The organism is Cupriavidus sp. FW305-F7, from assembly GCF_058782875.1.
This window is the reverse complement of record NZ_JBYSYC010000048.1, coordinates 36,439-59,243: the sequence shown is the minus strand read 5'-3', so window position 1 is coordinate 59,243 and position 22,805 is coordinate 36,439. Positions and strand designations below refer to the sequence as shown.

General features: G+C 66.6%; 19 protein-coding genes and 3 pseudogenes. 9 read left to right on the top strand and 13 right to left on the bottom strand.

Annotation, left to right across the window (positions count from 1 at the left end; genetic code table 11):
* From AC3WL8_RS32630 to AC3WL8_RS32610, 5 genes are all read left to right on the top strand, one after another.
* The coding region (locus AC3WL8_RS32630) for a citrate/2-methylcitrate synthase (RefSeq protein WP_492379697.1) at positions 1-489 on the top strand (489 nt) is incomplete at its 5' end.
* Positions 490-611: 122 nt separating this feature from the next.
* A complete protein-coding gene (gene acnD / locus AC3WL8_RS32625; protein WP_153955943.1) occupies positions 612-3,224 on the top strand; it encodes a Fe/S-dependent 2-methylisocitrate dehydratase AcnD in 2,613 nt (870 codons plus the stop codon).
* 60 nt (positions 3,225-3,284) lie between these two features.
* A complete protein-coding gene (gene prpF / locus AC3WL8_RS32620; protein ID WP_013956857.1) occupies positions 3,285-4,475 on the top strand; it encodes a 2-methylaconitate cis-trans isomerase PrpF in 1,191 nt (396 codons plus the stop codon).
* Positions 4,476-4,501: 26 nt separating this feature from the next.
* A complete protein-coding gene (locus tag AC3WL8_RS32615) occupies positions 4,502-5,956 on the top strand; it encodes a bifunctional 2-methylcitrate dehydratase/aconitate hydratase (RefSeq protein ID WP_153955944.1) in 1,455 nt (484 codons plus the stop codon).
* 226 nt (positions 5,957-6,182) lie between these two features.
* Positions 6,183-7,307, top strand: a complete 1,125-nt coding sequence (locus AC3WL8_RS32610) for an asparaginase (protein ID WP_013956859.1) — start codon at positions 6,183-6,185, stop codon at positions 7,305-7,307.
* Positions 7,308-7,335: 28 nt separating this feature from the next.
* Here AC3WL8_RS32610 and AC3WL8_RS32605 read toward each other — a convergent pair.
* The 3 genes and pseudogenes from AC3WL8_RS32605 to AC3WL8_RS32595 form a co-directional block, all read right to left on the bottom strand.
* Positions 7,336-7,773 (bottom strand): annotated as a pseudogene (locus AC3WL8_RS32605) (helix-turn-helix transcriptional regulator); the annotation flags it as partial.
* Between the two features lie 67 nt (positions 7,774-7,840).
* Positions 7,841-8,119 carry a cation diffusion facilitator family transporter gene (locus AC3WL8_RS32600; protein WP_153955946.1) on the bottom strand — a complete coding sequence of 93 codons (279 nt, stop codon included), beginning with the start codon at positions 8,117-8,119 and terminating at the stop codon, positions 7,841-7,843.
* A gap of 225 nt (positions 8,120-8,344) precedes the next feature.
* On the bottom strand, positions 8,345-8,815 hold the full coding sequence (locus tag AC3WL8_RS32595; RefSeq protein WP_013956862.1) for a PaaI family thioesterase: 471 nt from the start codon (positions 8,813-8,815) through the stop codon (positions 8,345-8,347).
* Between the two features lie 211 nt (positions 8,816-9,026).
* On the opposite strand from AC3WL8_RS32595, the gene AC3WL8_RS32590 reads away from it, so the two are divergent.
* Positions 9,027-9,278, top strand: a complete 252-nt coding sequence (locus AC3WL8_RS32590; RefSeq protein WP_013956863.1) for a DUF1289 domain-containing protein — start codon at positions 9,027-9,029, stop codon at positions 9,276-9,278.
* An 11-nt stretch (positions 9,279-9,289) separates the two neighbouring features.
* Here the strand turns inward: AC3WL8_RS32590 and AC3WL8_RS32585 are convergent, their stop codons facing one another.
* The 4 genes from AC3WL8_RS32585 to AC3WL8_RS32570 form a co-directional block, all read right to left on the bottom strand.
* Positions 9,290-10,009, bottom strand: coding sequence for an MOSC domain-containing protein (locus AC3WL8_RS32585; protein WP_492379696.1), 720 nt, complete (start codon positions 10,007-10,009; stop codon positions 9,290-9,292).
* Positions 10,006-10,713, bottom strand: coding sequence for a glutamine amidotransferase (locus AC3WL8_RS32580; RefSeq protein WP_153955948.1), 708 nt, complete (start codon positions 10,711-10,713; stop codon positions 10,006-10,008). Before AC3WL8_RS32580 ends, AC3WL8_RS32585 begins: the two co-directional genes overlap by 4 nt.
* A 121-nt stretch (positions 10,714-10,834) precedes the next feature.
* On the bottom strand, positions 10,835-13,297 hold the full coding sequence (locus tag AC3WL8_RS32575; RefSeq protein WP_492379695.1) for a penicillin acylase family protein: 2,463 nt from the start codon (positions 13,295-13,297) through the stop codon (positions 10,835-10,837).
* A 122-nt stretch (positions 13,298-13,419) separates the two neighbouring features.
* Positions 13,420-14,853: an aldehyde dehydrogenase family protein gene (locus tag AC3WL8_RS32570; RefSeq protein ID WP_153955949.1), complete on the bottom strand. Its 1,434-nt coding sequence runs from the start codon at positions 14,851-14,853 to the stop codon at positions 13,420-13,422.
* A 206-nt stretch (positions 14,854-15,059) separates the two neighbouring features.
* Between AC3WL8_RS32570 and AC3WL8_RS32565 the strand changes: the two genes are divergently transcribed.
* Complete coding sequence (locus tag AC3WL8_RS32565; protein ID WP_211979760.1) at positions 15,060-15,689, top strand: hypothetical protein; 630 nt, start codon at positions 15,060-15,062, stop codon at positions 15,687-15,689.
* A gap of 46 nt (positions 15,690-15,735) precedes the next feature.
* Here the strand turns inward: AC3WL8_RS32565 and AC3WL8_RS32560 are convergent, their stop codons facing one another.
* The 6 genes and pseudogenes from AC3WL8_RS32560 to AC3WL8_RS32535 form a co-directional block, all read right to left on the bottom strand.
* Positions 15,736-17,358, bottom strand: a complete 1,623-nt coding sequence (locus AC3WL8_RS32560; protein WP_013956869.1) for an ABC-F family ATPase — start codon at positions 17,356-17,358, stop codon at positions 15,736-15,738.
* Between the two features lie 274 nt (positions 17,359-17,632).
* On the bottom strand, positions 17,633-18,592 hold the full coding sequence (ldcA, locus tag AC3WL8_RS32555; RefSeq protein ID WP_013956870.1) for a muramoyltetrapeptide carboxypeptidase: 960 nt from the start codon (positions 18,590-18,592) through the stop codon (positions 17,633-17,635).
* Positions 18,589-19,191, bottom strand: coding sequence for a tRNA adenosine(34) deaminase TadA (gene tadA, locus AC3WL8_RS32550; RefSeq protein ID WP_013956871.1), 603 nt, complete (start codon positions 19,189-19,191; stop codon positions 18,589-18,591). Before tadA ends, ldcA begins: the two co-directional genes overlap by 4 nt.
* A 9-nt stretch (positions 19,192-19,200) precedes the next feature.
* Positions 19,201-19,677, bottom strand: a complete 477-nt coding sequence (locus AC3WL8_RS32545) for a 6-pyruvoyl trahydropterin synthase family protein (RefSeq protein WP_013956872.1) — start codon at positions 19,675-19,677, stop codon at positions 19,201-19,203.
* A gap of 123 nt (positions 19,678-19,800) precedes the next feature.
* Entirely contained in the window at positions 19,801-20,436 is a 636-nt protein-coding gene (gene queE, locus AC3WL8_RS32540) for a 7-carboxy-7-deazaguanine synthase (protein WP_013956873.1), read from the bottom strand.
* Positions 20,437-20,722: 286 nt separating this feature from the next.
* Positions 20,723-20,961 (bottom strand): annotated as a pseudogene (locus tag AC3WL8_RS32535) (hypothetical protein); the annotation flags it as partial.
* Between the two features lie 137 nt (positions 20,962-21,098).
* Between AC3WL8_RS32535 and AC3WL8_RS32530 the strand changes: the two are divergent.
* Positions 21,099-22,307 (top strand): MFS transporter, encoded by a 1,209-nt coding sequence (locus AC3WL8_RS32530; protein ID WP_013956875.1) that lies wholly within the window; start codon positions 21,099-21,101, stop codon positions 22,305-22,307.
* Between the two features lie 3 nt (positions 22,308-22,310).
* A pseudogene (locus AC3WL8_RS32525) lies at positions 22,311-22,550 on the top strand (aldo/keto reductase); the annotation flags it as partial.
* Between the last annotated feature and the right edge of the window lie 255 nt (positions 22,551-22,805).

The following is a 22,805-nucleotide window of genomic DNA, read 5'->3' as shown; positions in this document are numbered from 1 at the left end:
GGCGCGCTGCGCGGCCCCAAGCACGGCGGCGCCAACGAGGTCGCGTTCGAGATCCAGAAGCGCTACGACAACCCGGATGAGGCCCAGGCCGACATCACCCGCCGCGTCGAGAACAAGGAAGTCGTGATCGGCTTCGGCCACCCGGTGTACACCATCAGCGACCCGCGCAACCAGGTGATCAAGGACGTGGCGAAGAGGCTGTCGAAGGACGCCGGCTCGATGAAGATGTTCGACATCGCCGAGCGCCTGGAAACGGTGATGGGAGACATCAAGAAGATGTTCCCGAACCTGGACTGGTTCAGCGCGGTGAGCTACCACATGATGGGCGTGCCGACGGCGATGTTCACGCCGCTGTTTGTGATCGCGCGCACCTCGGGCTGGGCCGCGCACATCATCGAGCAGCGTATCGACAACAAGATCATCCGCCCGAGTGCCAACTACACCGGCCCGGAGAACCTGAAGTTCGTGCCGCTGAAGGATCGCAAGTAAGACCGGCTGCCGGTTTGCTCCGCGTCGGGTTGCATTGATCCGGGCCTGCGGGCAAGGGGGTAGTTGGTCGCTGACATGGGACCACTACCCCTTTTTCATACCTATATTGATTTCCCTACACCATGAATTCTGCAAACCGCAAACCGCTACCGGGCACCAAGCTGGATTACTTTGACGCGCGCGCCGCGGTCGAGGCAATCCAGCCGGGTGCCTACGACAAGCTGCCGTACACGTCGCGCGTGCTGGCAGAAAACCTGGTGCGCCGCTGCGATCCCGCCACGCTGACGGATTCGCTGAAGCAGCTGATCGGGCGCAAGCGCGACCTCGATTTCCCGTGGTTCCCGGCGCGCGTGGTGTGCCATGACATCCTGGGCCAGACCGCGCTGGTGGACCTGGCCGGCCTGCGCGACGCCATTGCCGACCAGGGCGGCGACCCCGCCAAGGTCAACCCGGTGGTGCCGGTGCAACTGATCGTCGATCACTCGCTGGCGGTAGAGTGCGGCGGCTTCGATCCCGATGCCTTCGCCAAGAACCGCGCCATCGAAGACCGCCGCAACGAAGACCGCTTCCATTTCATCGACTGGACCAAGCAGGCGTTCAAGAACGTCGATGTGATCCCGCCGGGCAACGGCATCATGCACCAGATCAACCTGGAGAAGATGTCGCCGGTGATCCACGCTGATAGTGGCGTGGCCTACCCCGATACCTGCGTCGGCACCGACAGCCACACCCCGCACGTGGATGCGCTGGGCGTGATCGCCATCGGCGTGGGCGGCCTGGAAGCCGAGAACGTGATGCTCGGCCGCGCCTCGTGGATGCGCCTGCCCGATATCGTCGGCGTGGAGCTGACCGGCAAGCGCCAGCCCGGCATTACCGCCACCGACATCGTGCTGGCCCTGACTGAATTCCTGCGCAAGGAAAAAGTTGTCGGCGCCTATCTGGAGTTCCGTGGCGAAGGCGCCTCTAGCCTGACGCTCGGCGACCGTGCGACTATTTCCAACATGGCCCCGGAATATGGCGCCACTGCCGCGATGTTCTTCATCGACGAGCAGACCATTGACTACCTGCGCCTGACCGGCCGCACCGACGAGCAGCTCAAGCTGGTCGAAACGTACGCCAAGACTGCCGGCCTGTGGGCGGATTCGCTGAAGAACGCCGAGTACGAGCGCGTGCTGAAGTTCGACCTGTCGAGCGTGGTGCGCAATATGGCCGGCCCGTCCAACCCGCACAAGCGCCTGCCGACCTCCGCGCTGGCCGAGCGCGGCATCGCCGTCGACCTGGACAAGGCCCGCGCGCAGGAAGCCGAAGGCCTGATGCCGGACGGCGCCGTGATCATCGCCGCCATCACCAGCTGCACCAACACCAGCAACCCGCGTAATGTGATTGCCGCCGCGCTGCTGGCGCGCAACGCCAATGCGCGCGGCCTGGCGCGCAAGCCGTGGGTCAAGTCGTCGCTGGCGCCCGGCTCCAAGGCGGTCGAACTGTACCTGGAAGAAGCGAACCTGCTGCCGGACCTGGAGAAGCTCGGCTTCGGCATCGTCGCCTTTGCCTGCACCACGTGCAACGGCATGTCGGGCGCCTTGGATCCCAAGATCCAGCAGGAAATCATCGACCGCGACCTGTACGCCACGGCAGTGCTGTCCGGCAACCGCAATTTCGACGGCCGCATCCACCCGTACGCCAAGCAGGCCTTCCTTGCCTCGCCGCCGCTGGTGGTGGCCTATGCCATCGCTGGCACCATCCGCTTTGATATCGAGAAAGACGTGCTGGGCACGGACCAGGCCGGCAAGCCGGTGTACCTGAAGGACATCTGGCCGAGCGACGAAGAGATCGACGCGATCGTGGCAAAGAGCGTCAAGCCCGAGCAGTTCCGCAAGGTCTACGAGCCGATGTTCGCCATCACCGCGGCCAGCGGCGAGTCCGTCAGCCCGCTGTACGACTGGCGCCCGCAGAGCACCTATATCCGCCGTCCGCCCTACTGGGAAGGCGCGCTGGCCGGCGAGCGTACGCTCAAGGCGCTGCGTCCGCTGGCGGTGCTGGGCGACAACATCACCACCGACCACCTGTCGCCGTCCAACGCCATCATGCTTAACAGCGCCGCGGGTGAATACCTGGCCAAGATGGGCCTGCCGGAAGAGGACTTCAACTCGTACGCGACCCACCGCGGCGACCACCTGACCGCGCAGCGCGCCACCTTTGCCAACCCGACCCTGATCAATGAAATGGCCGTGGTCGACGGCCAGGTCAAGAAGGGTTCGCTGGCGCGCATCGAGCCGGAAGGCAAGGTCGTGCGCATGTGGGAGGCCATCGAGACCTACATGGACCGTAAGCAGCCGCTGATCATCATCGCCGGCGCGGACTATGGCCAGGGCTCGTCGCGCGACTGGGCCGCCAAGGGCGTGCGCCTGGCTGGCGTCGAGGTCATCGTCGCCGAGGGCTTCGAGCGCATCCACCGCACCAACCTGATCGGCATGGGCGTGCTGCCGCTGGAGTTCAAGCCGGGCGTGAACCGCCTGACGCTGGGCCTGGACGGCACCGAGACCTATGACGTGATCGGCGAGCGCCAGCCGCGCGCCACGTTGACGCTGGTGGTGAACCGCAAGAACGGCGAGCGCGTCGAGGTGCCGGTGACCTGTCGCCTCGACAGCGACGAGGAAGTGTCGATCTACGAAGCCGGCGGCGTGCTGCAGCGCTTCGCGCAGGACTTCCTTGAGTCGACCCGTTCGGCTGCATAAGCTGTGACATGGGCCCGGGCGGCATAGATGCCGCCCGGGCCAACCAGGACAATGATTTCCATGGCTCACGTACCCCAGATCAAGATTCCCGCCACCTATATCCGTGGCGGCACCAGCAAAGGCGTGTTCTTCCGCCTGCAGGATTTGCCGGAAACGGCACAAGTGCCCGGCCCGGCGCGCGACGCGCTGCTGATGCGCGTGATCGGCAGTCCCGACCCCTATGGCAAGCAGATCGACGGCATGGGCGCGGCCACGTCCAGCACCAGCAAGACGGTGATCGTGTCCAAGAGCAGCCGGCCCGACCACGATGTCGACTACCTGTTCGGCCAGGTCTCGATCGACCAGCCCTTTGTCGACTGGAGCGGCAACTGCGGCAACCTGTCGGCAGCGGTCGGTCCCTTTGCCATCAGCGCCGGCCTGGTCGATGCCAGCCGCATCCCGCGCAACGGCGTGGCCGTGGTGCGCATCTGGCAGGCCAATATCGGCAAGACCATCATCGGCCATGTGCCCGTCACCAACGGCGAAGTGCAGGAAACCGGCGATTTCGAGCTGGATGGCGTGACCTTCCCGGCCGCCGAAGTGCAGCTTGAGTTCATGGACCCGGCCGCCGAGGAAGAAGGCGCCGGCGGCGCGATGTTCCCCACCGGCAACGTGGTCGACGACCTCGAAGTGCCGGGCGTGGGCACGCTCAAGGCCACCATGATCAACGCGGGCATCCCGACCATCTTCGTCAACGCCGAGAGCATCGGCTACACCGGCACCGAGCTGCAGGACGCCATCAACAGCGACACCAAGGCGCTGGCGATGTTCGAGACCATCCGTGCCTATGGCGCGCTGCGCATGGGCCTGATCAAGAACGTGGACGAGGCCGCCAAGCGCCAGCACACGCCCAAGGTGGCCTTTGTCGCCAAGCCGGTCGACTACGTCGCCTCCAGCGGCAAGAAGGTGGCCGCGGCCGATGTGGACCTGCTGGTGCGCGCGCTGTCGATGGGCAAGCTGCACCACGCCATGATGGGCACGGCAGCGGTGGCGATTGGCACCGCCGCGGCCATCCCCGGCACGCTGGTCAACCTGGCCGCCGGCGGCGGCGAGCGCAACGCGGTGCGTTTCGGGCATCCGTCCGGCACGCTGCGCGTGGGCGCCGAGGCGCAGCAGGTCGATGGCGAATGGGCGGTCAAAAAGGCCATCATGAGCCGCAGCGCGCGCGTGCTGATGGAAGGCTGGGTGCGCGTTCCCGGCGACGCGTTCTGAGCTGAGCCGCACCCGCGAGGCCGTTCATGTCCACCGACACACCGTCCGCGCAACGCCCCGATCCGGACCAGGTGCTGGTCGACATCGTCGACTATGTCACCCGGTACGAGATCAAAAGCGGCCTCGCCTACGACACCGCCCGCAACTGCCTGATCGACACGCTCGGTTGCGGGCTCGAAGCCCTCTCCTACCCGGCCTGCACCAAGCTGCTGGGTCCCATCGTTCCGGGCACGATCGTGCCCAACGGCGCGCGCGTGCCGGGCACCCAGTTCCAGCTCGATCCGGTCCAGGCCGCGTTCAGTATCGGGACGATGATCCGCTGGCTGGACTTCAACGACACCTGGCTCGCGGCCGAATGGGGTCATCCGTCGGACAATCTCGGCGGCATCCTGGCCACCGCTGACTGGATCTCGCGCAACCACATCGCCGCCGGGCGCAAGCCGCTGACGATGAAGACGGTGCTGGCGGCGATGATCAAGGCGCACGAAATCCAGGGCTGCATCGCGCTGGAGAATTCGTTCAACCAGGTCGGGCTGGATCACGTGGTGCTGGTCAAGGTGGCTTCCACCGCCGTGGTCGCGCAGATGCTCGGCCTCACGCGCGACGAGATCCTCAATGCCGTGTCGCTGGCCTGGGTCGACGGCCAGAGCCTGCGCACCTACCGCCACGCCCCCAACACCGGCAGCCGCAAGAGCTGGGCCGCCGGCGACGCCACCAGCCGCGCAGTGCGGCTGGCGCTGATCGCCCGCACCGGCGAGATGGGCTATCCGTCGGCGTTGACGGCAAAGACCTGGGGCTTCTACGACGTGCTGTTCAAGGGGCAGCCGTTCCGCTTCCAGCGGCCGTACGGGTCGTATGTGATGGAGAACATCCTGTTCAAGATCTCGTACCCGGCTGAATTCCACGCGCAGACCGCGGTGGAGGCAGCGATGCAGCTGCACGGTGCGCTGGCGCTCGCGGGGCGCAGCGCGGCGGATATCGCCGCCATCACCATCCGCACCCACGAGGCCTGCCTGCGCATCATCGACAAGCAGGGTCCGCTCAGCAATCCGGCGGATCGCGACCACTGCATCCAGTACATGGTGGCCGTGCCGCTGCTGTTCGGCCGCCTGACCGCCGCCGACTACGAAGACAAGGTTGCAGCCGACCCGCGCATCGACGCGCTGCGCGGCAAGATCACCTGCGTGGAAGACCCCGCACTGACGCGCGACTACCACGACCCCGGCAAGCGCTCGATCGCCAACGCGCTGACCGTGACGCTGGCAGACGGCACCGTGCTGGACGAGGTGCTGGTCGAATACCCGCTCGGCCACAAGCGCCGCCGCGCCGAGGGCGTCCCGCTGCTGGTGGAAAAATTCCGCACCAACCTCGCCCGCCGCTTCCCGCCGAAACAGCAGCAGGCCATCCTGGCCGCGTCGCTGGACCAGGCGCGGCTGGAGGCCATCCCGGTCAATGAGTACCTCGATATGTATGCGATTTGAGTTATCGCCCAGGCATCTTCATGCCGAATCGGCATAACCCTTGCAGCGCCCCTCCCGCGCCAAATTCTCCTCACGTATAGTCACTGCCGCTGCCTGAACGGGCCCTGCACCACAGGCCCCGTTCAGGCAGCCACCGACTGAACACGGACGGCACCATTCCACCCATAAGGTATGTCGTGCCGATTCCAGTACGGGCCACACGTTCGTATAAATACCGAGGAGAAACATGAAACACTTCGCCCGCGTCACCACGCTGGCCGCCGCCCTGCTGTCGGCGAGCCTGATCACCGGCACTGCCCACGCGCAGCTCGCACCCGCCGCACAACCAGGCGTCGCACCCGCCACGGCCCAGGCCGAAGCCCGCAAGGCCAATATCGTCATCATCGGCACGGGCGGCACCATTGCCGGCGCCGGCGCATCGGCGACCAACACCGCGGCCTACCAGTCCGCCGTGGTGCCGGTCGACAAGATCATCGCCTCGGTGCCCGAGATCTCCAAGGTGGCCAACGTCAAGGGTGAGCAGATTTTCCAGATCGGTTCGGAGAGCTTCAATAACGAACGCCTGCTGAAGCTGGCCAAGCGCGTATCGGAACTGCTCAAGCAGCCGGACGTGGACGGCATCGTCATTACGCACGGCACCGATACCATCGAGGAAACCGCTTACTTCCTGAACCTGACGCTCAAGAGCGACAAGCCGGTGGTGGTGGTGGGCTCGATGCGCCCGGGCACCGCGCTGGGCGCCGATGGCGCGCTCAACCTGTACGACGCCGTGCTGGTCGCGTCCAACCCTGCCTCCAAGGGCAAGGGCACGCTGGCCGTGCTGAACGACGAGATCCACACCGGCCGCGACGTCACCAAGAGCAACACCTTCAAGACCGAGACCTTCCGCTCGCCGTTCGGCCCGCTGGGCTACGTGGTCGAAGGCCGCACGCTGTTCTATCGCCTGCCGGCGCGTCCGCACACGCAGCAGACGCAGTGGGACATCGACAAGATCGACAAGCTGCCTGAAGTGGCAGTGCTGTACGCCTACGGCAACGCCAATCCGGCCGCGGTCGACGCCGCGGTGAAGAGCGGTGCCAAGGCCATCATCTATGCCGCCACGGGCAACGGCAGCGTCGGCGACTACATGGTCGAGTCGCTCAAGGCCGCGCGCGCCAAGGGCGTGCAGATCGTGCGCGCCTCGCGCACCGGCAGCGGCGTGGTGGTGCGCAATGCCGAGCAGCCGGACGACAAGTACGACTGGATCGTCACCGACGACCAGCTGCCGCAGAAGGCACGCATCCTGATGGCGCTGGCGCTGACGCAGACTAACGACTCCAAGGCACTGCAGCAGGTCTTCTGGAAGTACTGATGGGGTCGTGGAGCAAGCGGTATCGCCGCTAGACGCTCCTGCCCTCTCCCCCCGCCCCTCTCCCGCACGCGGGAGAGGGAAGCAAACCGGCGGCTGCATCGGCTGGCACCAGTTTCCCGGCCTCCTCCCCTGCGTTTTCCCCTTCTTCCCGTTCCAGCCATTGCCTTGGCGATTGGCCCATCCGTGCCGTAAACGCGCGCGACAGCGCCGACGCATTGGCATAGCCCAGCTCCAGCGCCACGGATTTAACCGGGCGGCCCAGCCGCAGTTGCGCCTGCGCCAGCGTCAGGCGCCAGTCGGTCAGGTAGTCGGCCGGCGGCTGCCCCACAGTGCGCCGGAAGCTCGCGGCAAAGGCGCTGCGCGACATGCCTGCGCGCGCCGCCATGCGCGGCAGGTCCCACGGCTCGCCCGGCGCCTCGTGCAGCGCCACCAGCGCACGTGCCAGGCGCGGGTCGGACAGCCCGGCTGACTGGACCGCGGGGTCGTCCAGCACGATCTGGCGCATCGCCACCGCCATCTCCTTGTCGATTCCCTCACCCACCAGCAGGCAGGATCAGCAGCGTGGCCACGCCCGCCAGCAGCAGCCCGATCAGCAGTGATGGCGCCCCATCCAACACCGGCATATTGAGCCGATGGCTCACATACACCCCCAGTGCGGCGATCACCAGGCCGGCCAGCGCCGTGGCGTCCTCGGCCAGCACGGTCACCGTGGTCGGATCCTTGCTATTGCGCACTGCCCGCCAGAACGGCACATCACGCTTTTCCTGCAGGAACGCGCGCAGCGCAATGCTGAAGCTGATGCTTTCGAACACCAGCGCAAAGCCCAGCGCGATGTAGTTCCAGTACGGCTCATAAGCCGAGATGCCGCCGCCGTTTCAGGCCCATGCTGCATCGCTTTCCTCCAGGAAGCTGCCCCTTTGCATTGGAAGCAGTTCGCGCCAGCGTACTGGCGCGCTTGGGTGTGAAGGTGAAAATACGGCGGTTAATTGCGTTTTATGGACTGAAAAAAACGGACCTCCGATGCATCCACTCCGGAATCAGAACATGGCGCTGCTCATCAATGCCTTGGCCACCAGAACGCCCTCGTCCGGGGCTTGCGCATAGACCGACACGTCCGTGACCACCTGCCGGCGCCCACGCCGCACCACCATCGCCACCGCGCGCAGCGCCGCTCCCTGTGCCGGGGCCAGGTACTGGATAGACAGCGAACTGGTCGCCCCGCCCTTCACGTCGTCGGCACTGGCGCCAGAAGCTGCCGCCGCGGCGCCGGCGATATCGATCAGCGTGGCAATGACGCCGCCATGGACGATGCTGCCGTGGGTCACGTTGGTCGGCAGGAACGGCATTTCCAGCTCGACATGATCGGGCGCCAGGCTGGCCAGCCGCACGCCGAGGGCGCGCGCCACCGGGGAGCCTATCAGGACGTTGTCGATCATGGCACGCATGCGGGGGGCAACGGAGGCTTGGCGATCACATTGGCGAGGGAAGCTGGCAAGGGCTTGGGACATGGCTGGGCTCCTGGTTCAGGGTGGAGCGTAGCGAGTGAGAGGAACTCGCTCAATTACGTAAGACGTAGTTGTCCGTCCATGCATGCCAGCCGTTGGCAGCTCTCACCACATAGACGACGGGACATTGCGGGCGCAGTAGCGACCCCAGAGAGCCGCCCCCTTCCGACCCCGTATAATATCCCCCCGTTTCACCCCAATCCCTCCCGCCATCATGCCGTCGCCCTCAGAATCCGCCCCGCTCCGCTCTGAACCGGATCACGGCACCACGGATTCCACGCTGTCCGAGCGCCCGGACAGCCCCTGCATCGGCATCTGCTCGACGCTGTTCGACGATATCTGCCAGGGCTGCGGCCGCACCGCGGCCGAGGTCAGCAACTGGGTGTTCTTCAGCGAAGAGGAAAAGCAGGTGGTCTGGGAGCGCATTACCCGCGAGGGCACGGGGAAGCGGTTCCGCCAGGGCTGAGGCTGCGGCATTCAGCCGCCCGCCAGCCGCCGCTCCATATCTTCGATTTCGCGCCGTTCCACGCGCTGCCGGGCAAGCTTGCGCCAGTTCTCGGCCAGCGGTGCCAGCTCTGACATTTCCGCGAGCGCGGCATAGTCCAGCCGGTCGACATACAGCACCTGCAGCAGGCGCTGCAGCGACCATCGCGGACAGGGGCGCGCCACCAGTTCCAGCGTATCCCCCGCCGCCACGTCGCCAGTCTCCAGTACACGGTAGTACCAGCCGGTGCGCAGGCTTTGCTGCACGGCGCGCGACATGCCTGCATAGCCGAATCGATGATTGAGCTTCCAGCATGGCTGGCGCGCCTGCGATACCTCCACCAGCGCCGTGCCCAGACGGAAGCGGTCGCCGATGCAGACGGCGGCCTCGGTCAGCCCGGTGGTGCTCAGGTTCTCGCCGAAGGCGCCCGCAACGTCAAGCACACCGTTGCCTTGCGCACCCTGCGCAGCCAGTTCCTTGCGCCATGCCGGGTAATGATCGAAGGCGTAGTGGTGCAGCGCCTTTTCCGGGCCACCGTGATGGCGCGGATCGCCCTGCCCATCGCCTTCAAGTCCAAGCGCAGTCACGCGAATCCGATCGAATGCCGCGGTCTTGGCGATGCCGCTGGGCACGCCCTTGGGCCCGAACGGGCGCACCTGTCCCATCAGCACAGCGCCGATCACCGCGCGCACGGGCGATGCCGGCTGGCTCATAGCCCGGCTTCCTCCAGCCAGCGCGCGAACATGCGCTCGCCCGCGGCCGCCACGGTGGCGCCGACTTCGGCAGTACGCGCGCGGATGGTGCGCGGATCGACGCCGGCCTTGGCCAGCTCGACGGTATGGCCGATCAGCCAGGCCTCGATATCGCGCGGCATGACCTCGGGGTGGAATTGCAGCGCCAGCACCTGGTTGCCGATGGCATAGGCCTGGTTCTGTACCGCGGCGGTGGACGCCAGCAGTTGCGCGCCGGGAGGCAGGTCGAAGGTATCGCCATGCCAGTGCAGCACCTCCCAGTGGGCGCTGGCCAGTTCGGCCAGCGCGGAATCCTGTCCCGCCGGCGTGGGCAAAATCGGCGCCCAGCCGATCTCGCGCGTGCCCGCGTAGACCCGCGCGCCGGCAGCACGCGCGATCAGCTGCGCGCCCAGGCAAACCCCGATCATCTTGCCGCCAGCCGCCAGGCGTTGGCGGATCAGGGCGATCTCGGCCTCCAGCCAGGGATAGGCATCGGTTTCATAGACACCGATGGGGCCGCCGAGGATCAGCAGCAGGTCGGCCGGATTATCCGCGATGGGTGCCAGGTCATCGACACCGGCCTGAAACACCTGCAACGTGTGCCCGCGCGCGCGCAAGGCATTGCCGATCACGCCCGCATGTTCGAATGCGACGTGCTGGATCACATGAGTGGTACGCGTTGCCATCCGGGACTCCTGCCGGTCGAAAGGGGTCCCCATGGTAGCGTCAATTGCTGCGCCCCGCGAAGACCATGGCAGGATCTCGCCAATTTGCGAGCATTCTCAGCACGGCATGTCATGCCCTGCGCTATTTTTTCGCAGCCGGCACCAGGATCAGCGTATCCGGCGCAGCCTGCTGCGGCAGCGATGGCACGGGCGGGATGGTCACGTACTCGACCGCCGCCCATTTTCCGGTCCAGTCGCGGTAGCGCGGCAACAGCGCGTTGCCTGACTGCCCGGTGGAGTCCATGAACCGCGACGCCTCCAGGTTCGCCAGGTCATAGAGCGCACGCACGCTGGCCGCGTGGGTGTTCTCGAACGGCGCCTTGTCGTCGCGCAGGTTATGCCGGCCGACATTGACCGTATAGGTATCGCCGCCGGTCGGCACGCGCAGGTTGAACAGCGGCGACAGGTGCGCGATCTTGCCGAAGGGCTTGTGCTCGGAGCGGGCCGTGTGCGCCTCGCCCCAGCGCCAGCGGGCGGCGTCGTCGCCGTAGCGGCGCGACAGGTCCGCCATGGCCTGGGTCCAGGCGTCTGCGATGGCGTCGTCGCAGGTCTCGGCCGGGCGCGTATGCTGCCGGTCGCACCAGAACGCGCCCAGTGTGCGCGGATCGCGCAGGATGTTGAGCATGGGCTGCTGGACGTTACGCTGCTCCCACAGGCGGACAAAAATCGCCTCGCCCGCTTTCTCCTCGAACAGCCGCCGCGACAGCTCGCGCAGCCAAGCGGTGACCACCAGCGGCTCGGCGCGCGCCGGGTCCATGGTGCCGTCCCACTTGCGCAGCGCTTCCAGCAAGGCGCGTTCGCGCTCGGGCCGCGCTGCGTCCCGGCCGACGGGCGCGGCCAGCAGCAGCGGCAAGGCATCGCGCACGGCCAGCGAGACTACGTCTTTCTGGATCGCCGCAAAGCTGTCGAAGCTGTGCCTGGGCGTGGCCGCCAGCAGCGACTGGATCCGGTCAAAGCGATACGGCACGGTCCATTCGCTGGTGATGAAGTACGGGTAGTCCGGCGCAACGATGCGCTGGTTGGCCGTCACGATCACGCCGTCGGCCGGGTTGTAGCGGTGCGGCAGTGCCTCGAACGGAATAAAGCCGGTCCAGTCGTAGCGCGCATCCCAGCCGGGCGCCGGAGCCAGCCCCTTGAGGTCGTTGTCGGCACGGCGCAGCGGCACGCGTCCGGGCGCATAGAAGCCGATATTGCCGTCGACATCGGCATAGACAATGTTCTGCTGCGGCGAATGGAAGTCGCGCAGCGCCGCGGTGAAGCCGGCCCAGTCGCGCGCTTCGTTCATGCGTAGTCCGGCCTGGAAGGTGCGGTCGTCCGGGCGCAGCGCGGTCCACTGGAAGGCCACCACATACTGTGCGCCCAGCGGTCCTGCGGCAGCCGAAAGCGGCTCGGCCACATCGGAAATCACCGGGCCGTGGCGCGTGGCGCGGACCTTCAGCACCACGTCCGGGGCGCCCTTGACGCGGATGGTCTCGGTGCGGGTCTCGAATGCAGCCCAGCCGTCCGGGGTCTGGTACTGCGTGTCGTTGCCGGGGCGCAGCCGTTCGATATACAGGTCCTGCACGTCGGGCGCGGTATTGGTCAGCCCCCAGGCGATGCGGTCGTTGTGTCCCAGCACCACCAGCGGCATGCCGGGCAGCGTGGCGCCGGTCACGTCCAGGCCGGGCGCCGTCATCCTGGCGAAGTACCACAGCGCGGGCGCCTGCAGCCCCAGGTGCGGGTCATTGGCCAGCATCGGCTTGCCCGATTGCGTATGCGCGCCCGACACCACCCAGTTGTTCGAGCCCATGCCCTCGACATAACCCGGCGGCGCCTTGTCGCCGACGCTGGCCATGGCATTCGCCAGCGGTGCCAGTTGCTTGTAAAGGTGGCCGTAATCCATGGTGCGCACCGGCTGCTCGCCCGGATACGGCGCCAGCAACTCGCTGATGCGGGCCACCGGCAGCACTTGCGCCAGCCGCATGCGCAGGGTTTCCTGGGTCCAGTTGCCGCCCAGGTCCCAGGCCATCATGGTCTGCCAGCCCAGCGTATCGGCCGGCTCCCAGCGCTCGGGCTGCGCGCGCAGCAGCAGGAATTCAGGCGGCAGCGGGCCCTTGCGATGGTCGATCCAGGCATTGACGCCGTCGGCATAGGCCTGCAACGCGGCACGGGTCTCGGGCGAGGCATGCGCCAGGATGGCCTCGGCATTGCGCCGCACGCCCAGCGTTCGCAGGAACTTGTCGGTATCGAGCGCGGACGGCCCCAGGATCTCCGCGAGCCGGCCTGCCACGACGCGCTTGTTCATCTGCATCTGCCACAGCCGGTCCTGGGCATGGACGTAGCCCAGCGCAAACCAGGCGTCCGCCTTGCTGGCGGCGCGGATATGCGGCACGCCATGGCCGTCGCGCACGACCGCGACCTGGCCGCGCAAACCCGCCAGCGCTTCCTGGCCGGAAGCCGGCGGCTGCGCCGCATGGCGATACCAGACCAGGGCCCCGACGGCGCCGGCCACCGCCAGCACCAGCAGCCCCACCACAAACCTGGCCAGCCGACCAAACCAGCGCATCGTTGCTCCCCCAATGACTTTTGTCGTTATGTTTTGCGTGTTTTCCGTGCATTATCCGCACGAAAAAAATGCCCGGGCCAGCCGGGCATTTCCCATATTGCATCAACGCGCTCAGCGCCGCATCAGGCTGCCGGCTTCTTCAGCTGCAGCGACTTGTACTCCAGGAATTCCTCCAGGCCGTACTTGCCCGCTTCGCGCCCGTTGCCGGACTGCTTGTAGCCGCCGAACGGCGCCTGCATATTGAACGGACCGCCGTTGATATCGACCTGGCCGGTGCGGATACGGCGCGCCACGCGGATCGCGCGTGCCTCGTCACCGGACCAGACCCCGCCGCCCAGGCCATAGATGCTGTCATTGGCGATGCGCACCGCGTCTTCCTCGGTGTCATAGCAGATGATCGACAGCACCGGCCCGAAGATCTCTTCCTGCGCCACGGTGGCACGCGGCTCCACGTTGCCGAGCACGGTCGGCTTGACGTAGAAGCCCTTGTCCAGCCCTTCCGGGGTGTCCGGACCGCCAGCCACCAGTTCGGCACCCTCATCCAGGCCCCGGCGGATATAGCCGGTCACACGGTCCTTCTGCACCGCGGAAATCAGCGGTCCCAGCTTGCTGGTTTCCTGCAGCGGATCGCCCACGGTAAAGCCCGCGACCACCTTCTGCGCGATCGCCTTCACTTCATCGTAACGGGCCCGCGGCACCAGCATGCGGGTATGCGCCGAACAGGTCTGGCCGGAATTCAGGAAGCAGGCATTGATGGTGCCCTTCACCGCCGACGGCAGGTCGGCGTCGTCCAGGATCACCGAAGCGGACTTGCCGCCCAGCTCCAGCGCCACGCGCTTGACGGTCTGCGAGCCCAGTTCCGAGACGCGCTTGCCGGCGCGGGTCGAACCCGTGAACGACACCATGTCGACTTCCGGATGGCTGGCCAGCACCTCGCCCACCACCGGGCCATAGCCGGTCACCAGGTTGAACACGCCCGGCGGCAGGCCGGCGGCCTCGATCACCTCGGCCAGCACGAAGGCATTGAGCGGCGCCACCTCGGAGGGCTTGAGCACCACGGTGCAGCCGGCGGCCAGGGCCGGCGCCACTTTCAGCGTGATCTGGTTGAGCGGGTAGTTCCACGGAGTAATGGCACCCACCACGCCCACGGGCTCGCGCACCACCAGGGAGTTGCCGACCTCTTCCTCGAAGCGGAAACCGTCCAGCAGCTTGGCGGCCTGGCCCCAGTTGTAGACCGGCCCGCCCACCTGGATCGCGCGCGCCAGCTTGATCGGCATGCCGACTTCGCCGGCAATCAGCTGGGCCAGCTCTTCGCTGCGCGCCTTCAGGCCTTCGGCGATCTTGGCGATATAGCCGGCACGCACCGCCGGCGGCGTGGCCGACCAGCTGTCGAAGGCCGCGCGGGCCGCCTGGATGGCATCCTCGGCGTCGCGCGCCGAGCCTTCGGGGATGGTGCCCATCACCGCCTCGGTGGCGGAGTGGATGACGTCGATCTTGCCGTTGCCGTGGGGAGCGACCCACTTGCCGTTAATAAAGAGTTTGTCTCGTTGTTGCATGGCCACAGTTCTCGGTTTGGTGAATTGGCGATTGCAATTTTTTGTTACTTTTATGGTGCACGCACATTGTAGAGCGGATTCGGGACTATGTTTTTGCGCCGCGGAAAGCCGCGCATACCGCTCTGGACAAGAAGATGGCGATAATCGGCCGCAGCACCTGACGGGGACTCTCGCCAAAGGCGGCCGGACATAACAAGGGGTGAGACATGGTCGATCCGATCTACCGCAAGACGGATGCGGGACAGGACGAGATCCGGACGCGTGCACGCAAGCTTGACCACAAGCTGCGCGCGCTGCTGCTGATGGTCAACGGCGAGCGCCGCGGGCAGGAATTGCTGGCGCAGGTAGCCGGCATGGGGGTGGCCCCCGAGGCCATGGACACACTGGTGGCACAAGGCCTGGTCGAAGCCGTCCCGGAGCCGGCACGACCGCCCGCTGCAGTGGCACAGACGCAGGCACCGGCGCGTGTCACGCCTGCCGCCGACACCAATATGTTCTCCGTGTACGCAATGCGGCACGCGCCCGCCACCGAGGTGCCGGAGGCACCGCAACCGGCCGATACCGCGACCCATTCGCCCGCAGACATCGCGGCCTTCGAGAGCCTGTATCACTTCTATACCGACGTGATCGGGCAGCATCTCGGCCTGCGCGGCTACATGATGCAGGTGAAAGTCGAAAGGGCCACCGACCTGCCCGCGCTGCTGGCGCTGCGCGAACCGCTGCATGCGGCGCTGCTCAAGGCCAAGGGCGACATCACCGCGCGTGCCATCACGAGCCAGCTCGACCAGATCGCCGATCGCATCGCCGCTGGCTGGCATTCCGGCGCAGCAATGTAAAAGGCCGCCCGGAGGCGGCCTTCTTGCATCATCAAGGTCCCGACGCTCAGCCGTCGATACCCTGCGACTGCAGGTACTCGTCATACGTACCCAGGTAGTCCGTCAGCGTGCCGTCCGTGCGCACTTCAATCACGCGCGTCGCCAGCCCGCTGATCAGCTCGCGGTCGTGCGAAACGAAGATCAGCGTGCCCGTGAACTTGTCCAGCGCGATCTGCAGGGATTCGATCGACTCCATGTCCATGTGGTTGGTCGGCTCGTCCATGGCCAGCACGTTGTGGCGGCCCAGCATCAGCTTGCCCCAGATCATGCGGCCCTTCTCGCCGCCGGACAGCACCTTGACCGACTTCCTGATGTCGTCGGCCGAGAACAGCAGGCGGCCCAGGGTGCCGCGCAGCGAGGTCTCGTCGTCGCCGGCCTGCGTCCACTGGCTCATCCAGTCCATCACGTCACGGTTGTCCGGAAATTCCTCGTAGGTATCCTGCGGCATGTAGCCGACGTTGGCGTTCTCGGCCCACTTGACCGTGCCGCGGTCCACTTCCACGCCGCGCTGCACGCCGGTCTGCACCGCGCCGTTGAGCAGGCTGCGCAGCAGCGTGGTCTTGCCGGCGCCGTTTTCGCCGATGATCGCCACGCGCTCGCCGGCCTGGATCGCAAGCGACAGGCCGTCGATGATCTTACGGTCGTAGGTCTTGGTGATGTTCTCCACTTCCACGGCCAGGTTGTGCAGCTTCTTCTCGAACTCGAAGCGGATGAACGGGTTCTGGCGCGACGACGGCTTGATGTCGTCGACCTTGATCTTCTCGATCTGCTTGGCGCGCGAGGTGGCCTGGCGGGCCTTGGACTTGTTGGCCGAGAAGCGGCGCACGAAGTCCTGCAGCTCGCTGATGCGCTCCTTGGCGCGCGCGTTGGCGGCGACTTGGCGCTCGCGGGCCTGCATCGACGCTTCCATGTAGTCGTCGTAGTTGCCCGGGTAGACCTTGAGCGTGCCGTAGTCCATGTCGGCCATGTGGGTGCAGACCGAGTTCAGGAAGTGGCGATCGTGGGAGATGATGATCATGGTGGAGTTGCGCTCGTTGAGCACGGTCTCCAGCCAGCGGATCGTGTTGATGTCCAGGTTGTTGGTCGGTTCGTCCAGCAGCAGCACGTCCGGGTTCGAGAACAGTGCCTGTGCCAGCAGCACGCGCAGCTTCCAGCCGGGGGCCACGTCGCTCATGTTGCCCTGGTGCTGAGTGGTGGGGATGCCCACGCCCAGCAGCAGCTCGCCAGCGCGGGCCTCGGCGGTGTAGCCGTCGTATTCGGCGTACTTGGCCTCCAGCTCGGCGGCCTTCATGTAGTCTTCGTCGGTCGCTTCCGGGTTGGCGTAGATGGCGTCGCGCTCCTGCGCGGCACCCCACATTTCGGTGTGGCCCATCATCACCACGTCCAGCACACGCATGTCTTCATAGGCGAACTGGTCCTGGCGCAGCTTGCCCAGGCGCACGCCCGGCTCCAGCATGACGTTGCCCGACGACGGTTCCAGGTCGCTGCCCAGGATCTTCATGAACGTGGACTTGCCGCAACCGTTCGCGCCGATCAGGCCGTAGCGGTTGCCCTCGCCGAACTTGACCGAGATATTCTCGAACAACGGCTTGGGGCCGAACTGCATGGTGATGTTTGCGGTAGAAAGCACGTCTTGAACCTTGTCTGGAGATTGTGGCGCCGCGGCGCTGGCCGCGGCTTGCCGGTTTTGCACACGAGGCGCACCCCATGCCGCTCAGGGACGGGCCTTGCCGGAGATGCATCGCGCTGGCTCGGAGTATTCCGGCGGCCATGGCTGGCGATGCGGCACGGGCCGCGCCCGGTTCATGTGAGAACCCGGCAGGAAGTCAGGAAATAACCGCACATTCTATCATCCGGACGCATTCCTTGCGACCCGGATGCGCGGCATCGGACGATGCGGCCGGTCAGGCCAGTGGCGGCAGCACCGGATAGCCGGAAAACGCCATGCTGAAGCCATCCGCACGTGCGGCCAGCCGCACCTGGGCGCCGACCGGCAGCGTCAGCTTGCGCGCGCAGTGGCCGAACGGCAGCCCGGTCAGCACCGGCACCGGCAGCTGTTCGTGCAGGTAGGCCACCACTGCGTCCATGTCGTAGCCGTTATCGTAGTCGGTGACGCGGTAATTGGAGAAATCGCCCAGCACGATGGCGCGTTGCGCGCCCAGCACGCCGGCCTGCTGCAACTGGATCAGCATGCGCTCCACCCGGTACGGCGGCTCGTTGATGTCTTCCAGGAACAGCACCCCGCCCTCCACCTGCGGCATGAAAGGCGTGCCCAGCAGGCTGCACAGCATGGCCAGGTTGCCGCCCCAGAGCGTGCCTTCCACGCTGCCGGAGAACGGTTGGCCGCCCGGCTGCGGCGCTGCCACGTCGACGCTGTACGCAGGGTTGCGCAAGATGCCTTCGAAATGCTCCCACATGAAGGGATCCACCACCTCGGCACCAAAATCCGCCAGCAGCATCGGCCCGGCAAAGGTGACGCCACCCGTCGCCGCCAGGTAGGCCAGTTGGAACGCGGTGAAGTCGCTGTGGCCGACGATGGGCGTGCCGCTGGCACTGGCCTGCGCGGCGATGCGGGCAAAGTCGACTTGCGCCAGCAGCCGCGCGATGCCATAGCCGCCGCGCACCGCCAGCGTCAGCGCGTGCGGCGCGCCAGTGCCGATGGCATGCAGATCGGCCAGCCGCTCCGCATCCGTGCCGCCAAAGCGCAGGTAGCGCCGCGCCAGCACGTCGGGGTTGGTCATGTGGTAGCCATGATGCTTGAGCCAGGCACAGCCGCGCGCGGCGATGGCGACGTCGTGCGGATATCCGGACGAGGCGATCAGTCGGACTTCGGTATGCGGCGGCCTGCTGTTCGGCGTGCTCATGCTTCAATATCGTTGTTCTTGTCGGGATCGGTGACAGGCGCGGCGGCGTCCTGCTGTGCCGCCTTCTGCGCGGCTTTCTGGGCCCGGCGGCGCGCGCCGAAGAAATCCTTCAGCATCTGGCCGCAGGTGTCGGCCAGCACCCCGCCGGCAATGGTGGTCTGGTGGTTGAGCTGCGCCTGCTCGAACAGGTTGAGCACGCTGCCGGCCGCGCCGGTCTTGGGGTCGGTTGCACCGAACACCACGTGGCGCAGCCGCGCGTGCAGGATCGCGCCGCTGCACATGACGCACGGTTCCAGCGTCACGTACAGCTCGCACTCTGGCATGCGGTAGTTACCGATCACCTGGGCGGCGGCGCGCAGTGCCTGCATCTCGGCATGGGCGGATGGGTCCACCGAGCGGATCGGCAGGTTGTGGCCGCGCGCGATGATGGTGTCGTTCCAGACCACCACCGCGCCCACCGGCACCTCGCCGGCGGCTTCGGCCAGGCGGGCTTCTTCCAGCGCGGCGCGCATGTAGCGCGCATCGCGCTCGGCAGCCTCGACCGGGTCTTCAGGCAGGGCGCGCAGCGCGCGCAACGGCAGCGGTGGCGTCTCTGTCATCGTCCCCGCTCAGTCCTGCGCCGGCAGCACGGCGGGCGCGCTCACTTCCGCCCAGCAGTTGGGCGTTTCGAACAGCACCAGCCTGGTCAGCTGCAGCTGGTGGCCGAAGCAGTCCTTGAACACCGGCGCCAGGATGTCGAACGCGACCTGGGCCAGGTTCTCGACCGTCGGGATCGCGTCCAGCACCACGGTCTTGTGCCCTTCCATCGATTGCAGGAAGTTCAGCAGCGCGGTGTCGCCACGGTAGATCAGGAAGGCGTGGTCCCACTTGTTGACCAGGTGCTCGTTGGCCAGCGCCTTGATGTCGCCGAAGTCCAGGATCATGCCGTCATCCGACGCGCCCTCGCGGTGCAGGACCTCGCCCGACAGCGTCAGGTCCAGCCGGTAGCGGTGGCCGTGGATATTGCGGCACTGGCCGCAGTGGTTCGGGATGCGGTGGCCGGAGTCAAACTCCAGCCGGCGGGTAATGGAAACTTGTTTGCTCATGTGTACCGGCGCCGGTGCCGGCCGCCTGCGTTGGAACGGACGCTGCGCGCGCGCCCGAAGCCTGTATTGTGTACGTTTTGCCGCCCCTTGGGCGACCTGTCGATACCGTCGATGCCGCGCCGCTCAGCGGATGCCCAGCAGCTTGTGGGTCTGCAGCGACAGCCGCCAGCGCGGATGGCGCTGGCAGAACGCCACCGCGGCGGCGGTATTTTCCCTCGCCAGCGGGCCATCCATGGCCTGCACCAGGAAATGGCGGAAATCAAGCTGCTCGTATGCGGCAAAGTCCTGGCCCTCCTGCGGGATCACGACCTTCAGCTCGTCACCACGCGTGACCACCAGTTCCGAGCCCATCTTGGGGCTGACGCAGACCCAGTCGACCCCCGGCGGCACGGCGATGGTGCCGTTGGTTTCGATCGCGATCTCGAAGCCCTGCGCATGCAGCGCGTCGATCAGCGGCGCGTCGAGCTGCAGCAGCGGCTCGCCCCCGGTGCAGACCACCAGCGGCTGGCCGCCGGCGCCCTGCGGCCATTCCGACGCGACCACCGCGGCCAACTCTTCGGCCGTGCGGTACTTGCCGCCGCGGGTGCCATCGGTGCCGACGAAATCCGTATCGCAGAACTGGCACACCGCGCTGGCGCGGTCGTCTTCGCGGCCGCTCCACAGGTTGCAGCCCGCAAAGCGGCAGAACACCGCGGCGCGGCCGGCGTTGGCGCCTTCGCCCTGCAGCGTATAGAAGATTTCCTTGACGGCGTAAGTCATGCGTGGGGGTCTCTCTGGGACCGTTCTGGGACCGTTTTTGGACCGTTAACGGGCATTCGGCCGCCCTTGGGCTGGCCGGGGTTTCAACAGGTATTGGGCAAAGGCCGGATAACAAGTATCACGGATCCGGGCTCGGGCTCCCGGATCGGCGCCGCAGGGCTGGCAGCGCGGGCGGTGTGCACCGGGTTTTCCGTGCAGGGCTCCGGGCACTGCCGGAGGAACCGCCTGAGGCCTGTCGCAGGCTGCGTCCGGCCGGTCCGGACGTAGCGCAAGTATACCAGAGGGGTCAGGGTTTTCGCTTAGAGGCTGGCGGGATGCGGTCCCCACCGCCGGCCAGGGCCAGGTGGCGCAAGGTTTCGCCGCTGGGTGCCGCCAGATGTGGCCGGATCGGCAGCTCCAGGCCGTCGTCGGTACGCAAGGGCAGCGGTTGAGCCCCTCCGGCTGCGTAAAGCCCAGCAGCGCATGCAGCGTTGAATCGCGCAGCCTGCCGATGCGGATGGCGACATCGGTGCGGTGCTCGATCAGGCATGGTCAGCTTCATTCTTGAATTTTAGTCAAATATCTTCTGCAGATCACCGGGTTTTTCTGCAAAAGCATCCCAGGCACACTCCGCCCTGTTCCTGGCTCCTTTTGCCATTGTTGCCCTTACCGGAGACTGCATCATGCCCATTGCCCTGTTCGCGCTGACCATCAGCGCCTTTGCCATCGGCACGACCGAGTTCGTGATCGTTGGCCTGATTCCCACCATTGCCGCCGACCTGCATGTTTCCCTGCCATCGGCCGGGCTGCTGGTCAGCCTGTATGCGCTAGGTGTCGCGATCGGCGCCCCGGTGCTGACCGCGCTGACCGGCCGGCTGCCGCGCAAGCTGCTGCTGTTGTCGCTGATGGCGCTGTTCACCCTCGGCAACCTGCTGGCGTGGAAGGCGCCCGGCTATGAATCGCTGGTGCTGGCGCGCGTGCTGACCGGCCTGGCCCACGGTGTGTTCTTTTCGATCGGTTCGACCATCGCCACCGGGCTGGTGCCGCGCGAGAAGGCCGCCAGTGCCATCGCCATCATGTTCACCGGCCTGACCGTGGCGCTGGTGACCGGCGTGCCGCTTGGTACCTTCATCGGCCAGCACTTCGGCTGGCGCGAGACCTTCCTGGCCGTCTCGGCGCTGGGCGCGGTGGCCTTTGTCGGCAGCCTGCTGTTCGTGCCGCGCACCATCGCGCATACGCCGCCGGCGTCGCTGCTGCAGCAGGCGCGCGTGCTGGCCGAGCCGCGGCTGCTGCTGGTCTACGCCAAGACCGCGATCGGCTATGGCGGTTCGTTCATCCCTTTCACCTTCCTCGCCCCGATCCTGCAGGACGTGTCCGGCTTTGACGCCGGCGCGGTCGGCCTGGTGATGCTGGTGTATGGTGTCTCGGTCGCCGCCGGCAACATCTGGGGCGGCCGCCTGGCCGACCGCCACGGGCCGATCCCGGCGCTGAAGCTGGTGTTCCTGCTGCTGGCCCTGGTGCTGTTCGTGCTGACCTTCACCGCGCCGCATCGCTGGCTGGTGGTGGCGACCGTGCTGGCCTGGGGTGCCGTGGCCTTCGGCAACGTGCCCGGCCTGCAGGTCTATGTGGTCAAGCAGGCGGAGCGCTTCACGCCTGACGCCGTGGACGTGGCTTCGGGCCTGAATATTGCCGCCTTCAATCTCGGCATTGCCGGCGCGGCATGGGCCGGCGGGCTGATCGTGACCCACCTGGGGCTGATGCAGACCCCGTGGATTGGCGCGCTGGTCGTGCTGGTGGCACTGGCCCTGACCGAGCTGAGCGGGCGCCTGGACCGCGCCGCCGGCTTCGATGCCCGCAGCGGCGGCGTTCCGGCCAGTGCCATGACGCACTGATAGCAGATCGAAATGCCCCCGTTCCTGCAGAACCGCAAGCTTGCCGACTTCACCCGCGCGCAAGGCATCCACATCACCGCATACGTGCCGCTGGCCTACGCCAAGGTGATGCACGACCCGGTGCTGCAGCGGATTGCACTGGCGCACGACGCATCTCCCGCGCAGGTCGCGCTGGCCTGGCTGCTGCAGCAGGGCTGTGCGGTGATTCCGTCGTCGACCAGGCGCGCCAAACTGGAGAGCAACTGCCGGGGTTCGCGCCCCCGCGGCGTGGGGCATTGTCAATGCTTTGCAAGCGCATGATGCGCTGTCGAATGTACTTCGCGTCGACACCAGTGGGCTGTTAAAAGGCAAGGGTCAACCTCCGGCAAATTCTGGCCGTTACCCCGATGGGAGCATGACGATTTGTGCTCGGTCGCACATTCCGCATGCATCAATACAGCGCCCTGGAGGCGCATGGAGGGTGCGATTCTGACAATTGTTGGGCGCTCTAGGAATGCT

Excerpts from the sequence above, each read along its gene's own strand:
- ldcA (WP_013956870.1), bottom strand. The coding sequence starts at position 18,592 with ATGAGCACGCCGAACAGCAGGCCGCCGCATACCGAAGTCCGACTGATC.
- AC3WL8_RS32580 (WP_153955948.1), bottom strand. The coding sequence starts at position 10,713 with ATGGCAACGCGTACCACTCATGTGATCCAGCACGTCGCATTCGAACAT.
- AC3WL8_RS32595 (WP_013956862.1), bottom strand. The coding sequence starts at position 8,815 with ATGTCCCAAGCCCTTGCCAGCTTCCCTCGCCAATGTGATCGCCAAGCC.
- AC3WL8_RS32610 (WP_013956859.1), top strand. The coding sequence starts at position 6,183 with ATGAAACACTTCGCCCGCGTCACCACGCTGGCCGCCGCCCTGCTGTCG.
- queE (WP_013956873.1), bottom strand. The coding sequence starts at position 20,436 with ATGACTTACGCCGTCAAGGAAATCTTCTATACGCTGCAGGGCGAAGGC.
- prpF (WP_013956857.1), top strand. The coding sequence starts at position 3,285 with ATGGCTCACGTACCCCAGATCAAGATTCCCGCCACCTATATCCGTGGC.
- AC3WL8_RS32615 (WP_153955944.1), top strand. The coding sequence starts at position 4,502 with ATGTCCACCGACACACCGTCCGCGCAACGCCCCGATCCGGACCAGGTG.
- acnD (WP_153955943.1), top strand. The coding sequence starts at position 612 with ATGAATTCTGCAAACCGCAAACCGCTACCGGGCACCAAGCTGGATTAC.
- AC3WL8_RS32570 (WP_153955949.1), bottom strand. The coding sequence starts at position 14,853 with ATGCAACAACGAGACAAACTCTTTATTAACGGCAAGTGGGTCGCTCCC.
- AC3WL8_RS32585 (WP_492379696.1), bottom strand. The coding sequence starts at position 10,009 with ATGAGCCAGCCGGCATCGCCCGTGCGCGCGGTGATCGGCGCTGTGCTG.
- AC3WL8_RS32545 (WP_013956872.1), bottom strand. The coding sequence starts at position 19,677 with ATGAGCAAACAAGTTTCCATTACCCGCCGGCTGGAGTTTGACTCCGGC.
- tadA (WP_013956871.1), bottom strand. The coding sequence starts at position 19,191 with ATGACAGAGACGCCACCGCTGCCGTTGCGCGCGCTGCGCGCCCTGCCT.
- AC3WL8_RS32575 (WP_492379695.1), bottom strand. The coding sequence starts at position 13,297 with ATGCGCTGGTTTGGTCGGCTGGCCAGGTTTGTGGTGGGGCTGCTGGTG.
- AC3WL8_RS32590 (WP_013956863.1), top strand. The coding sequence starts at position 9,027 with ATGCCGTCGCCCTCAGAATCCGCCCCGCTCCGCTCTGAACCGGATCAC.
- AC3WL8_RS32530 (WP_013956875.1), top strand. The coding sequence starts at position 21,099 with ATGCCCATTGCCCTGTTCGCGCTGACCATCAGCGCCTTTGCCATCGGC.
- AC3WL8_RS32565 (WP_211979760.1), top strand. The coding sequence starts at position 15,060 with ATGGTCGATCCGATCTACCGCAAGACGGATGCGGGACAGGACGAGATC.